The organism is Oceanobacillus chungangensis, assembly GCF_003369565.1.
Taxonomy (GTDB): Bacteria; Bacillota; Bacilli; order Bacillales; family Amphibacillaceae; genus Oceanobacillus; species Oceanobacillus chungangensis.
The window spans coordinates 120,487-135,478 of sequence record NZ_PIOD01000005.1 but is presented as its reverse complement, the minus strand read 5'-3'; the positions used below and the strand labels follow the sequence as shown (position 1 = coordinate 135,478).

At 35.9% G+C, this 14,992-nt stretch carries 14 protein-coding genes; 4 read left to right on the top strand and 10 right to left on the bottom strand.

Annotated elements, in window-relative coordinates:
• Positions 1 to 40: 40 nt before the first annotated feature.
• The 4 genes from CWR45_RS04505 to CWR45_RS04495 form a co-directional block, all read right to left on the bottom strand.
• On the bottom strand, positions 41 to 709 hold the full coding sequence (locus tag CWR45_RS04505; protein WP_115748612.1) for a phosphatase PAP2 family protein: 669 nt from the start codon (positions 707 to 709) through the stop codon (positions 41 to 43).
• A gap of 179 nt (positions 710 to 888) precedes the next feature.
• Positions 889 to 1,035: a hypothetical protein gene (locus tag CWR45_RS19720; RefSeq protein WP_170138790.1), complete on the bottom strand. Its 147-nt coding sequence runs from the start codon at positions 1,033 to 1,035 to the stop codon at positions 889 to 891.
• 229 nt (positions 1,036 to 1,264) lie between these two features.
• Positions 1,265 to 1,573, bottom strand: a complete 309-nt coding sequence (locus tag CWR45_RS04500) for a phasin family protein (protein WP_115748611.1) — start codon at positions 1,571 to 1,573, stop codon at positions 1,265 to 1,267.
• Between the two features lie 14 nt (positions 1,574 to 1,587).
• Positions 1,588 to 3,228 (bottom strand): ABC1 kinase family protein, encoded by a 1,641-nt coding sequence (locus tag CWR45_RS04495; RefSeq protein WP_115748610.1) that lies wholly within the window; start codon positions 3,226 to 3,228, stop codon positions 1,588 to 1,590.
• Between the two features lie 606 nt (positions 3,229 to 3,834).
• On the opposite strand from CWR45_RS04495, the gene CWR45_RS04490 reads away from it, so the two are divergent.
• Positions 3,835 to 5,178, top strand: coding sequence for a YjiH family protein (locus CWR45_RS04490; RefSeq protein ID WP_115748966.1), 1,344 nt, complete (start codon positions 3,835 to 3,837; stop codon positions 5,176 to 5,178).
• A 34-nt stretch (positions 5,179 to 5,212) separates the two neighbouring features.
• Here CWR45_RS04490 and CWR45_RS04485 read toward each other — a convergent pair whose 3' ends face one another.
• Complete coding sequence (locus CWR45_RS04485; RefSeq protein ID WP_115748609.1) at positions 5,213 to 6,205, bottom strand: acyltransferase family protein; 993 nt, start codon at positions 6,203 to 6,205, stop codon at positions 5,213 to 5,215.
• Between the two features lie 412 nt (positions 6,206 to 6,617).
• Here CWR45_RS04485 and CWR45_RS04480 point away from each other — a divergent pair, with 412 nt between their 5' ends.
• The 3 genes from CWR45_RS04480 (at position 6,618) to CWR45_RS04470 (ending at position 8,849) form a co-directional block, all read left to right on the top strand.
• Positions 6,618 to 7,487, top strand: coding sequence for a protein-glutamine gamma-glutamyltransferase (locus CWR45_RS04480; protein ID WP_115748608.1), 870 nt, complete (start codon positions 6,618 to 6,620; stop codon positions 7,485 to 7,487).
• 330 nt (positions 7,488 to 7,817) lie between these two features.
• Positions 7,818 to 8,054: a hypothetical protein gene (locus CWR45_RS04475; protein ID WP_115748607.1), complete on the top strand. Its 237-nt coding sequence runs from the start codon at positions 7,818 to 7,820 to the stop codon at positions 8,052 to 8,054.
• Positions 8,055 to 8,561: 507 nt separating this feature from the next.
• Positions 8,562 to 8,849: a hypothetical protein gene (locus CWR45_RS04470; protein WP_115748606.1), complete on the top strand. Its 288-nt coding sequence runs from the start codon at positions 8,562 to 8,564 to the stop codon at positions 8,847 to 8,849.
• Between the two features lie 407 nt (positions 8,850 to 9,256).
• On the opposite strand, the gene CWR45_RS04465 is transcribed toward CWR45_RS04470, so the two are convergent.
• The 5 genes from CWR45_RS04465 to CWR45_RS04445 all read right to left on the bottom strand — a co-directional run bounded on the left by CWR45_RS04465 (position 9,257) and on the right by CWR45_RS04445 (position 14,847).
• Entirely contained in the window at positions 9,257 to 10,651 is a 1,395-nt protein-coding gene (locus CWR45_RS04465; RefSeq protein ID WP_115748605.1) for an L-cystine transporter, read from the bottom strand.
• Positions 10,652 to 10,897: 246 nt separating this feature from the next.
• Positions 10,898 to 11,338 carry an OsmC family protein gene (locus CWR45_RS04460; protein ID WP_115748604.1) on the bottom strand — a complete coding sequence of 147 codons (441 nt, stop codon included), beginning with the start codon at positions 11,336 to 11,338 and terminating at the stop codon, positions 10,898 to 10,900.
• A gap of 37 nt (positions 11,339 to 11,375) precedes the next feature.
• The gene (chrA, locus tag CWR45_RS04455; protein WP_115748603.1) at positions 11,376 to 12,554 is read right to left on the bottom strand and encodes a chromate efflux transporter; all 1,179 of its coding nucleotides are present in this window, start codon (positions 12,552 to 12,554) and stop codon (positions 11,376 to 11,378) included.
• Between the two features lie 330 nt (positions 12,555 to 12,884).
• A complete protein-coding gene (locus tag CWR45_RS04450) occupies positions 12,885 to 13,673 on the bottom strand; it encodes a TerC family protein (RefSeq protein WP_115748602.1) in 789 nt (262 codons plus the stop codon).
• 385 nt (positions 13,674 to 14,058) lie between these two features.
• Positions 14,059 to 14,847 carry a TerC family protein gene (locus tag CWR45_RS04445; RefSeq protein ID WP_115748601.1) on the bottom strand — a complete coding sequence of 263 codons (789 nt, stop codon included), beginning with the start codon at positions 14,845 to 14,847 and terminating at the stop codon, positions 14,059 to 14,061.
• Positions 14,848 to 14,992: the final 145 nt, after the last annotated feature.

Here is a 14,992-nt window from a genome sequence, read left to right as displayed (position 1 = left end):
TTCAATTTAAATTCACATTATTTAATAATAAAAACTCATACTATTTTCCCCTTCTACCCGATTGCTTCTTTGTACCCAGTCTATCTCTATACTTCTGAAAGGACCAAATTACGATTGTTAACCAAAAACCGCTAACACAATATCCAGCAATAATATCACTCGGATAGTGTACCCCGAGGTAAATTCTGCTTATGCCAATCATCATAATAAATAGGCCATTAAATACAATTAATATCGTACGTCCAGCGGGATTTGGAATATGACGCCATAATAGAAACGTTAGGATTCCATAGAAAGCAAATGCATTCATTGCGTGGCCACTAGGAAAACTATAGCCCCCTATATCAATTAGTCGGTGAAATTCTGGACGTGCTCGCTGAAAAGATTGCTTTAATAATCCATTCAGGATTGGTGTAGTTATAACTACTGTCAAAAGTAAAATAATTTCCAATCGATGCTTCAATACAATATATAGAAAAATAACGATGATCAAAATAATAACAATCATTGAATGATACGAACCGATATATGTGAAAAATTTCATAATTGATGTTAAGCTCGGTCCTTCAAATCCTTGAATAAAACTAATAACGTTATGATCAAACAAAATTACATTCTGGTTCGCTATTAATAGCACCATTATACTAAAGCCTATGAGTGAAACAAGAGAAATAATGAGGGCAATAGTCGAATGCTTTTTTAATCTCATGATGAAAAACTCCTTAGATGATATTCAAAGCTTAGTATGTACTAAGAAGCCAATAAATTCTCTCTCGAAATAAGCTGTACTATCTTTTATGAAATCAAATAAAAAGCCCTGGATATTTCCAAGACTTGAATTTACAATCTTATCCCCAAAAAAATCACAGTCGGGTGGATATATAAAATTTAAATAGTATAATACTCCAGTTTTGTCTCCTGCTGCTCCTCAATATAGCGTTTATACATCCATTGCAAAAATTTTACTTCATCTTCCTGCAACTGCCTACCAAGCTTCTTTCTTGTATCCTCACATACTGTTAAAAAGCTCTTCATCCGCCGACTCCCCCTATACTGATGATCCTCAGGTAAATTATTAGTACAATTGTAACCTATAAAAAGAACAAAATCAAGACAGATTTTAGAATTGGGTGAATGTACAGATAATATTTCCCGAATTAAACATCGCTATATTAAGCTTGCAGCATTAATTCAGTTAAACATAAAAAGGCTAATTTAAAAAGTGAAGAGAACCGATTTTAACAGGTTCCCCTCAGTTAATAAATTAGCTTTCGCTCTCATCATTCAATTTCGCTTCTAATTGCACGATACGGACTTTCAGTTCCATAATATCTTCCTTTGTTGCTATACCAAGGTCATCAATCATTTTCTGTGTCTGTTCTTTTTGCTTAGAGCTCCACTCATTTTTCTTCATATCGCCTTTTTCAATGAAGTTATTCATCACCGTTTTTGCTTGTTCCTGTGATAGCTCATTCTTATCAACGAGTTCTTTTAACTTCTGCTCTAATTTCTCTTTCCCACTAACTGCAGCACCAAGTCCTAATAAGAAACCTTTTCTTAGAAAATCGCTCATCTAATCCATCCTCCCTATTTTCTAGATCGAATCATTCGGTAATGCATAACCAATATAATATTAATGATGATCATAAATACCCCAATTAACGATAATCCTATTATTCCTATACTTATTAGGTCTGTACTTAATCCGTAAACAGCACCTACAATTCCTATTACTACCATAATAAATGAAATACTCTCTATAAGTAAATAAAAATGATGCCGCAGTCGATAATATTCCTTCTCCTTATCCCATGTTCTATTCTTTTCCCCACTTTCCAGGAAACTTAACAGTGCTCTCGGATAGGATAAGAATGGTTCACTAGCATCCTTTGCGTATTGCTTTGTAATTGATTTGATGATTTGTCCTGTACCGAACCAATCTTTAATTTTTGGTTTAGCCCACTTAATAATGTCAGTTTCCGGGTTAATCGCAAATAATATTCCAACAACAATAGCAATCGCACGGATTAAATACGCATAATCAGCAGGCAGTTGAATCGGCTGATCCTTTATGATTACTCTAATTTCTTCCATTAGTTTTTCCATTGCTTTAGCGTTAAAATTTTTTAAGGAACCATTCTGGTACAATTCGACCGTTTCTTTGATTACTTTCTTCAATTTCTTTTTATCTGCATTCGGTAAAATGAAATTCATTTTATCTAGTGCGTCAACAACTATGTCATAATTGTCGATGATAAACCCTTGAACAAGTATTTTGAATTGCTCTGTATCTTGCTTTTTAATCTCGCCAACCATGCCGAAGTCAATAATCGCTATCGTTCCGTCTTTTTGCATCAAAATATTTCCTGCATGTGGATCTGCGTGAAACTTCCCTGGGTTCATGAATTGGTCCATGTAAAAATCAAATAATACCTTAGTCGTTTGCTCAACATTTATATGATGAGACTTCAAATAATGAATATCTGTTATCTTAGCCCCTTCTATCCATTCCATTACAAGTATTTTTTCTGTGCTTAATGATTCGATATAAAATGGAATATGGATGGATGGATTATCCTGATATCGTTCCTTAAAGTATTTCCCGTATTCCAATTCTTGTTTTAAATCCAGCTCACGATCCATCACATAAACTAATTCGCTATAAAGTGCTTTTAAATCTGCTTTTTTCCCGAAATTCGTAAATACTTTTAAAATCCAAAAAACAATTCGTAATGCAATAAAATCTTTATGAAAAATTTCTTCTATTCGTTTACGACGGACTTTAATTGCTACTGCCGTACCATCCTTTAATACTGCCCGATATACTTCACCTATCGAAGCGGAAGCAATAGATGATTTAGTAATGCTCTTTAAATATGTATCAATTGAAGTTCCCCACTCTTGCTTCAGCATTTTATCAGCGTAATCAAAGGGCATTGGTGGTACATGATCAACCAATTTCGTTAATTCCCGAATAAATACATCAGGCATGAAGTCCGTCCTTGTGCTTAAAAACTGACCAACTTTAATTAAAACACCGCCAAGTCTCTCTGCCTTCACACGGTATTCCTTCGCCATTTTTGCTAAAAGACGATTCCACTTATACATTGTCTCATTATCCCAAATACTATGTCTGAAATAAAAAAAGTATATTTTGAAGATAAATTTAATTGCCATCCAAACAATGACAATACAACGGTAAATTAGATTGTACTTTAATGTCTTCATTACGAAACACCTCGTCCTACTTTACCCAATATTTAACATTCCTATTACTATTCCTATTACTAACATAACGCAATGATTTTATATTGTACAATCTTACAAAGGCGATGGCTGTTTCTAAAGGGATGTCACAGTAGGAACACCTCGTTTTTAAACTGATTATTGATAATTGATAGTTGATGGAAATTGCGAATTAAACCTAAACTGAATGTAGCTAGCAGACGGTGGTGTCATAGAGAAAACTAGGGGAGTTCCTTCAGAAGAACATCGTATAGAATAGTTCTTTACACGGCTATTTCCATAGAACAAGGAAGGCTAGGGCAAATTGCTTTTTCGGAGAGCCCTTCTGTTCACTGTTACGATCAATGAGGAAAAATACTATGATATTTTATAGAAGTTAGTAAAATAATATGTTTGATTACCAGCCCAGCGAAGTGTATTTCCGGAGCGACCGCATGAGAACTATTATCGCATTAAGTAGTTGGGACTTTATATAAATAGGAACAAACAAACTAACAACATGAACCAAGAAAAAATAAACTTGAATACTATTTCGTTTTTATGTATAATTATACACTGTGTTTATGGAGATAGAATATGGAGGACATTATGAAAAACTATCGTTTAATCGATCATATAAAATTTATTATTCCTTCTTTAATAGGAATTTTCTTATTTATCATACCCGTTAAAACGAGCACTGGCTTTACCATTCCAATTGCTGTTTTGTCCAATTGGGTACAGGAACTGCTTGCAGATCAATTGTCAGCAATTATGATGGCAATCATCGTTATTACGGCCATCATGACTGTTATTATAAAAATTACTGGCCGTGATGCATTTCAAAAGACACCTTTCTTCCAGCAATTATTTGATGTTAATATTTTCTGGTCTATCACTAGAGTTGTTGGAGCGATATTCGCTGTAATGGTTTATTTCCAAATTGGACCTGAGGCGATAACAGGGGGAGACACTGGTCAAACCTTATTAAATAGCCTACTGCATGTGCTATTCGCTGTATTCTTATTTGCAGGGTTATTCTTACCATTATTAATGAACTTTGGGCTACTGGAATTATTTGGGACACTAATGCGAGATGTAATGCGCCCTTTATTTAAATTACCCGGACGCTCTTCCATTGATGCATTAGCATCTTGGATTGGTGATGGGACCATTGGAGTATTACTGACTAGTAAGCAATACGAAGAAGGCTTCTATACAAAACGAGAAGCTGCTGTTGTTGGAACAACCTTTTCAGTTGTTTCAATTACGTTTTCCTTAGTCGTTCTAGCACAAGTAAAACTTGCACATCTATTTCTTCCTTTCTATATCACAGTTCTTATATCAGGAATTATTGCTGCACTCATTATGCCACGAATTCCGCCGTTATCTAGAAAAGCGGATACGTACGTTAATGAATCGGTGGATGAGATGGATGAATCGATACCTAATGGATACAATCCAGTGACATATGGTTATACAAAAGCATTGGAACGTGCAAAAAAGGAAACAAGTTTTTATAAGTTTTTTAAAGAAGGCGGGCAAAACATTTTAGATATGTGGATGGGTGTTGCACCGATTGTGATGGCATTTGGTTTAATCGCACTAATAATTGCAACGTATACACCAGTCTTTCAATGGCTTGGAGTACCATTTATCCCTGTGCTCGAATTAATGCAAGTTCCATATGCAGCGGAAGCCTCCGAAACGATTTTAATTGGATTTGCAGATATGTTCCTGCCAGCAATTATCGGCTCTGGAATTGAAGCAGATATTACTCGCTTTATCATCGCTGCATTATCAGTTACACAGCTAATCTACATGTCTGAGGTCGGTGGGCTGATTCTCGGCTCGAAAATACCTGTCTCCTTCCTTGATTTAGTCGTTATCTTCTTGTTAAGGACGATTATTACATTACCAGTGATCACGTTGATTGCACATTTTATATTCTAATGCATGAAAAAAGTGGGGAATCATCCCCACTTTTTTATATTTCTCTTAATTTATTTTTAATAATCGTAGCCTTCCCTTCAATGAGCGGCTGCCATATTCCGAGAATTGGTCTACTCGAGAGCACAATCACAATGATTGCAGATAACCCTGCAATTCCTAATAGATCTACAACATTGTTAACTTCAAATAAATCGGCTTGTCGGAAGAACTGAATGAAAAATCCATGTAGCAAATAGACATACAGTGTCCGTCCTCCAAGACTCGTTACCCATCCTATATTTTTCGTCGGAACCCATGATAATATACTCGTAACCATTACTGCCGCAATGATATAAACAAAGAATCTTGCTAATCCACCATAATCCTCCATCCCTAAATCAATATACGACTTAGATGCTAAGAGCCAGCCTGAGTTAAAGTCTGGAGCATAGTATAATGCCGCCGCTAACCCAGCCATTATTACAAGAGATGTCGCCTTGACAATCTTTCGTTTCACTTGCAGAATTTGCTTTTCTGTTAACCAAAAACCAATTAAGAAAAACGGGAAAAATACAAACGTTCGTGACAGGCTAAAGGTATGCCCAATATCACCAATATAACCAACGATTAACCCAATACCAATCGAAAATACTATTCCTAGACCAATTGGTATTTTTTTAAATAAGATTAACAGCATATGCCAGCTAAATAAACTAAATAAGAACCACAATGACCATTGTGGATCAAATATCCCTGTCTGCCAGCTTTCCTTCCCAATCAGGAAATAAAACAGCGTATATAAAATCTGGAAAATTAGATATGGTAGTAATAATTTTTTCACAAGTTTCATAATGTAGCCCTTATCCCCTGAACCCTTCGCAAAGAATCCTGAAAGCAAGATGAAGGCCGGCATATGAAACGTGTAAATCCACATATATAATGTATGAAGTCCTCTTGATTCATCTATAAAAGGTTGAAGCATATGACCAAATACAACCAGAAAAATCAACAGCACTCTTGCATTATCAAAAAATGCATTTCTTTTCATTATCTCTCATCCCTTTATATCAAATCATAGTTATATACTATTTACTTTACCCCTTTTTATTAATAATTACATAAGAAATTACGGAACTTAATTGGAATGTAACTAAACTGTTAGTGGGATGAAACGATGATATTTGGTTGTAATGAGATTTTAAGATATTTCTCCATGCTCCACATTTGAATTAAGCGCTCCCATTTTTCCCTGAATTCTATGTGAACACAACCAGTAAAATTAACAGGGCAGTAATAGCATTATTTCTACCCCGTCCATTTGTATGGACGGGGTAATGCTTATTCGTGGATTTAGAATTAAACAACTTTAATATTGTATAGTGTAATTCAACAACACTTTCAAAAAAGAGTTGAATATGCTGGTAATACTACAAATGACATTTAAAATGGAGTGAAGGATTGTGATACAACTAGCAGGGATGCAGTTTCAACAAAGTGGTATGTGGACATCTGATAGTATAGAAAATGTAATCATTCAACGAATGCAGGAAGATCCAATCGTACATTCGTATCAATCCATGGATGAATTATCGTTTGAACTCAAGTTGCGAAAAAACATTATAGAAAGTTCAAGATCCATGTATCAAGGCAATTCACAGTTTGCGAGCTTAGAAAATTCTCGTTGTAACCCCCAATATTGGCTATTGACAGATGCCGGCGGATTCCGATTAAGGGATGATGTAAAACCATCTGATGCCATTCGAGACATTTACAAAAATAGTTCACTATATGAGTTTGAATGTGCTACTGCAATAATAATTATCTATTACCATGCTGTTCTAAAGAGTATTGATGAACATTTATTTAATCAATTATTTCAAAATCTCTATTTATATAGCTGGCATTCTGAATCTGATCTAGGAATACACGACATTAAAACGAGTCATTTCTTACCTGGGGATGTCGTCTACTTTAATAATCCAGATTTTAATCTAGAAACCCCTTGGTGGAGAGGAGAAAATGCCGTACTTCTGGAAGATGGCACATATTTTGGGCATGGAATAGGAATAGGGAACGCTAAACAAATGATTCAAGCTCTAAATAAGACAAGAATGCCAGGGAGTAATCAATCAGCCTATCTGGAAAATTCAGTTACAAGACTATCGTTTAAACATTTGGCGAAATATTCGATGCTGCCAAGAGGTTATATAAATCATAAAATTCAACCTATCTTATTTCACCATAACGAAAGTTCAATTTCATATGATCGATACCTATACTATTTAAATATGATTTATAATCAGATAAACGATATAAACTTATTCCCATGAAAGATAATATCAAGTAACAATAAAGTTGTTTAATTTACTATAAAAATATCAAACGTCTAATGGCTAAGAATTAATGAGATATTTATGTTAAATTGGCGGAACCAAGTCCCACGGGTTTTCCATCTTAGCCCAACTACCGTTATAATAAGAATTTATAGAAAAATATCCACCAGTAAATTCATGCTAACCTAATATTACGAACTGGTGCTTTAGCATAAATGGAGATCGTCAATATGGCGATCTTTTTAACTAGAGGGGTTTGTTTAAGAAAGGTAAAATATGAAACCTCGTTTATAATTGTTTCGTAGATAAGTATAAGGAGTGAGAAGGTTGAAAAAATATCTCATATTTATATTCTGTTTTGTTTTGTTGTACATAGTATTTCAAATTTTATCAGGTTGGCTTCTGACAGCTCTTTATACTCCAGATATTTCTTCAATTAGCAATATTGCGAGTCAAGAAGTAGTGTCCGGGCAGGCTTCAATAATTTCATTTTTTGCAACTTTATTAGTCGCAACTTTGGCTTATTTTTTGTCTCAAAAAATATTTACAACCAGTAAAAAATAGTTTCACTAACTGGTGCGTTAAGTCTAGAAGGATTAAAGCTATTTTATGTAGAGGTGTATTAACAGTCCAGGTAAGAGCGGGTATAATGAGAGAGAACTATTATGAAAAAATGGAAATTGATATTATTGATTCTCATTATTTCAGTAATTTCATCGGGATGTTCAGAGGATGAAGTGATTTCGAGTAGGCATTCCTTTAAATTATAAGGGTAGCGAAGGAGTAGAGTTTCACAATGAAATTACAGATTCAGAATCAATCACTTTTTCACTAGACAGACCCAAGGACGGTATTTCTGAAATACGACCTTATATCTGGTATGAAGATGGTGGTAGTCCAATTCTATATAATGATGGTTCAACTTTACTCTTACTGAAAGTCTAACCAATGAGCTCAGAGGCATTATAGAGAATCAATGTTTCTTTTTAATCTACCTGGTGCGATAGTTCAATAAAAGCAGTCGTCTTTTGCGCAAACATTGCAGGTATAAATATTTATGGGGGAATCGTATTGAAAAAAATCTATATTATTTTAGGTGTATTCATAATAGGGACTGTCATATGGGGTGGATATTATCAACTAAATGGAATGACAACAGAAGGATACTTTAATATCGAAGAAAACACCATGTTAGCAGAGAACGGAAAGTATTACCTCTTTTTAGAAGAACAAAAAATTGAAGTAACAGAAGATTTATTCAAACAAATAAGAGTAAATCATCAATACCACATTAAATATAGCTGGAATAAACTTGGAAATAATAAAGGGAAAATAGAAGATATTGACTTAGATTCTTAAAAACAGTTAATGTGTTAGTGAAGAATAGAAGTCCAAAGTATATCTAAAAGGTCAACATAGATAAATCTGCTTGGCCTTATATTACGAACTGGTGTTTAATCAGGATCTCTTAACTGAGGTCCCCTTTATGTGTGTAAAATAAATAACGGTACTTTCTCTAAAATAACTGTGCAATTGACAGCCAAATTAACAACAATTTTGACATATCAATTGAATTGTTTTTTGATATACAATTTATATTTTCATATAAAAGAGAAATGAGACATTCGGATGCCCAGATAGCCTAATGTAATATTAGAAAATGGAGAGGACTTAATTCAAATGTGGAGCGCTCTTCAACAAATAAACGTCTAAGCAAAAAAACAGCCACACTATAAAATATAGAGTGGCTGTTTTCCTCATTATGATTAAACTGTAGTAGCGTCTACTACTGCTGATTTATCATTGAATTTCTTAATATTTAATTTACCTAGAATGCGGGATGTTAATGTTCCAGAAAGCATGCTGCCACTTACGTTCAGTGCTGTACGTCCCATGTCGATTAACGGCTCAACAGAGATAAGTAATCCTGCTAGACCTACTGGAAGCCCCATTGATGAAAGAACAATAATCGCTGCGAAGGTTGCTCCACCGCCAACACCTGCAACACCAAATGAACTAACTCCAACGATAAGAACGAGTTGAATAATAAATTCAAATGACAATGGGTTGATTCCTATAGTTGGTGCGATCATTACTGCTAACATCGCCGGATATACTCCTGCACATCCATTTTGCCCCATCGTTGCGCCAAATGATGCTGAAATATTCGCTACACTATCATCAACACCAAGTGCATCTTTTTGCCCTTTAATATTTAATGGTATAGTACCTGCACTCGAACGGGATGTGAATGCAAACCCTAGAACTGGAAAAGCTTTCTTTAAAAAAGTAAACGGTTTGAGACCAAACAATCCGACAATAATTAAGTGCAGGATGAACATGACAATAAGTGCTAGATAATTGGCGATAACAAATTTACCAAGTTCAATTATTCCAGTAAAGCTTGTACCTGCTACCATATTCGTCATCAATGCCAATACACCAAATGGAGTTAGGCGTAGAATAAGTGTTACGATTCGCATGACGACTGTATAAATCGAGTTTACGATTTTTACAAACATATCTGCTTGTTCTGGATTCTTTCTTCGTACACCAAGTACTGCAATACCAACGATGACGGAGAATATAACGACAGAAATAACCGAAGTTGGACGTCCACCTGACATATCCATGAAAATATTATTCGGGATAAATTCTAATATTCTTTGTGGTGTTGATTGATCCTCTATTTCTGCGTAGCGTGATTCTAATGAAGCTGCGCGTTCTGTTTCTGCATCGCCTACTTTAATTTGATCTGCATTTAGATCAAATACCAACGCAGAACCAATTCCGACTAGTGCTGCAACCATCGTAGTTGTGATAAGAATTCCGATTATCCAGCCCGCCATTTTTCCAAGCTCTTGCGTCTTTTCCAAATTAATGATTGAGCGGATAATCGAAACCATTACTAGCGGCACAACGATTACCATTAGCAGACGAACATATCCACTACCAACAATACTAAACCAATCTGATGTAATTGTTAGAATATTCGATCCTTCTCCGTAAATTGCTTGTAAAATAATACCAAACAAGATTCCAAGCCCCATACCTGTAAATACACGTTTCGAAAAAGAAACATGTTTCTTTTGCATATAAATTAATAAGCCGATGATTGCAAGCAATACGACAATATTGATAATAATAAATAATGCTTCCATCCTCTTTACCCTCCTGTTATTTCGGAAACGAAGGTTTAGGTCACTTCCATTCGTAACGTCTACCCTAGGTTCACTTATGCTGTGAGAACGTTTGAAACCTTCTTATCAGCCCAATAAATATTATTCCTATGATTTTAATACGAATTAAACTATACCCCGGAATATAAATATATTCAAGTATTAATTATTAATTTTATATTTCTTTATATCAAAAAAAAACAAATACAGTATTAAGTGTATTTGTTTTTAACTAATGGTTGGTTCTAATTCAAGCTCTACATTCCCTTGAATTGCCCGCGATATCATACAGCTCTTCTCAGCCTTTTCTACAAGTTTAATTAACTTGCGCCGCTCTTCTTCACTTGCATCCGCCTTTAAAGATACAGCTGGTCGATGGATGATCTTCTTATATGTAAAAACACCATTCGTTACATCGACAATTCCTACTGATTCAAGTGACATTTCTTTTAGCGGTAATCTCGCCCGTTCTATCATCGCCGCCAAAGTAATAATATAGCAAGTTGCCGCAGCACCTAATAACATTTCATCAGGATTTGTTCCAATTCCAGGTCCATCCATTTCCGATGGTATCGAAATCTTTGTTTGTAAATTACCTGCTTCAATGTATCCTTCACTATTGCGTCCACCTGGCCAGTCTGCCTTTAAATGAAAATGATGCTCTGCCATGTAATCACCTCATCAATTATTGTACTGGATTCCTCCATTAAACAAAAATAAAATGGATTACTTCGCCAAGAATAACTCCGATAATTACAACCATCCACGCAGGTCTTTTCCAGAAATGCAAAAGAGAAAACAAGATGACAGCTAAGGCGAAATCTGCTCCATTAGCAATTGCACTAATGAACACAGGATCATAAAATGCCGCTAATAGAATTCCGATAACACTCGCATTCACACCAGTTAACACACCTTGGAAGCTCGGTCGTTTTCTTAATGCATTTAAAAATGGCAACGCACCAATAATTAATAAAAAGGATGGCAAAAACATTGCAATCGTTGCGATAATTCCACCAACGGTTCCGCTTATCATTGCCCCCAAATAACTTGCAAGTGTAAACATTGGCCCCGGAACAGCTTGAGCCATCGCATATCCTGCAAGGAACTCCCCACTTGTCACCAGGCCGCTTGGTACAACTTCTTGCTCGAGTAACGGAAGGACAACATGCCCACCACCGAATACGATTGTACCAATCCTGAAGAAAATATCAAAGATTGTAATATAACTATTGGATACTACGTTTGCAAGAATCGGCAAACCAATTAATAAAAGCCCTAAAATAGTTAATGCAATTATCCCCTGCATTTTCGTAATTGCCAAAGAAAATGGGCGCACATTGGTCTCAGCTTGCTTTGAAAACAGAAAGAATCCGATCATTGCAGCACCAATAATAACGAGTATTTGTACTAATGCAGACGGGAATAGCAGCATAATTAGTGCTGCACCAAGCGCTATAGCAATCCTCGGTTTGTCTGGTGTTAGACTTTTCCCCATACCTAGGATTGCGTGAGCGACGACTGCAACCGCAACAATTTTCAAGCTTGCAATCCAGGTCGCATCACCTAGGGTAAGAGACTGAAACGCAAGCGCGAATAAGATAAGTACAATAACGGACGGTAATGTGAAACCTAGCCAGGAAACTCCCCCACCTAATAATCCCCTTCGCAACATACCTATTGCAATACCTACCTGACTACTCGCAGGTCCTGGCAAAAATTGGCATAGCGCTATAATATCCGCATACATCTTGTCATCGAGCCACTTTCGTTTATCTACATATTCATCTTTAAAATAGCCCAAGTGTGCAGTTGGACCTCCGAATGATGTTAATCCTAGTTTTAGTGAAGCACTTAGAACCTCTAATAATGAATGCTTTTTCATCGTTTCCTCCATTAATATCTTTTAAAAATGAGATTTTATCCTTAGATAAAACATTTCAACTATTATTAACTTAACATATCTGTATATAGAGAAACTTGAATTTTACACAAATTTTACACTACTGCTAATCCATATATTAACTATCAAAAATAACTAGGTTGGGTATTGCAGATTAAATTTAAAAACTTGGCTATCGTCAAGCTTTTCCCAGAAGAGTGCTACTTTAAATTACAAAAATAAAAGTACGACAAACTTCAGGCAAAACCTGAGAAGTGACAGGCACAAAAAAAAGATGCCTGATTCTCCATAGAGATCAAGCATCTTTTTTCATTATCCTTTTAGATTATCCTCTTTTTTAGGACCGGATGAGAACCAGCCGACAAGTGCAATTAATACTAATACACCATAGAAGATTAACTGCCAAACTGTTGAGTGTGGGAAGTCATGTGGAATCCAAGCGATTGCTGGATGTGCCATTACCATAACAGCAAGCTTCACACCAACCCATCCTACAATAACGAACGCAGCAATTTCCAAGTTTGGTCGTTTATGAAGTATATCAACAAAGATATTCGCTGCAAATCGCATGATGATGATTCCAATCATACCGCCGGCAAAAACAACAGCAAATTGCGCTACATCAAGACTACCAACTGTACCTAAACCACTTGGTGTAAGTGCTAATGCCAAGGCAACTGCAGCTAAAATTGAATCTACCGCAAAAGCTAAATCCGCAAATTCTACTTTGGCAACAGTCCACCAGAATTCCCTTGGTGTCGCTTCCTTTATATCTTCTTCCCTGATTACTGGCTCTTCTTCATTCCCGTTTTTCGATTTGAATCGGTCGTACAAGTTCTTAATCGACATGAATAATAAGTATGCCGCTCCCAATGCCTGAACCTGCCATACATCAACAAGGAAGGAAATAACGAATAAGGAACCGAATCGTAAAATAAATGCCCCCGCAAGGCCATAAAACAACGCTCTTTTTCTTTGTTTTTCCGGAAGATGTCTTACCATAATTGCTAATACTAAAGCATTATCTGCTGCTAGTAACCCTTCAAGACCAACTAGTACAACTAATACCCATAAATACTCTAAAATCAGTTCTGCTCCCATGTTTTCTCTCCTTAGTTAGTAAACTTGACTCCCATGAGCCTCTTTTTCACAACCTTAGTTGTACTTCTATAGTTAGATTCCCTAACTACAAACAAAATAGTCTTACCCACATTACAGGTAAGACCACAAAAAGAGACCTTTACCTATAATGGTAAAGGTCTCGCTAACAACGCACGTTGCCAATTAAGCCGGAGATATTATCTCGTAATGACGACATTAATTGTACAGCTACTCCCCTTTAGGAAATATTATGTTACTTTTATTTAAACAGGATTAGCTATAGATGTCAACTAGATACTTACCAAAATATTTTTTAGTATCCCCTGTTTGATAAAAATAAACAATCACCCTTCAATAAAGTGATTGTCTTATTAAGTTGTTAATCTTAATTTACATCCGTTTTTGGCTTTGATGAAAACCAACCGATCAGTGCAATTAATACTAATACACCGTAGAAAATAATTTGCCAAATTGTGGAGTGTGGAAATGCCTCAGGGATCCAGCCGATTGCCGGATGCGCAATAACCATGACAGCAAGTTTAACACCAACCCAGCCAACGATAACGAAGGCTGCGATTTCTAGGTTTGGTCGTTTTTGAAGAAGACCAACAAACAGGTTTGCTGCAAAACGCATAATGACTACACCAATCATACCGCCGGCAAATACAACGAAAAATTGCCCTGTATCAAGGCTTCCAATTGTACCAAGGTTTGTTACCGGAAGTGTAATTGCTAATGCAACTGCAGCTAAGATTGAATCTACTGCAAAAGCTAAATCAGCAAACTCAACCTTCACTACAGTCCACCAAAATTGCTTTTTCGAAACCTCTGGTACATTTTTCTCTCTAATCGCCGATTTTACTTCTTCCTTTTCAATCTCTGGTTTCGTTCTAAGCCGCTCTATCAAGTTTCTAATTGACATAAAGAGTAGATATAGCGCTCCTAGTGCCTGCACTTGCCACACATCCACGAGGAAGGAAATAATAAATAATGAACCAAACCTTAAGACTAATGCCCCTGCTAGTCCATAGAATAAAGCCTTTTTACGTTGACTTTCCGGAAGATGCTTGACCATGATTGCTAGAACAACAGCATTATCTGCGGCAAGCAATCCCTCTAGGCAAATTAAAACAACTAATACTCCTAAATATGCAATGATTAATTCTGATCCCATGTTCTCTCTCCTTAATTATGTTGATATTAGGTTAGGATCAAATAGAAAGAACCCCCACCTTTTTCTGGTAAAGGTCTTGCAAACAACGTTTGTTGCCACTCTAAACCGGAGATAATCTCTCGTGCTGACGATTTAAAATGTATAG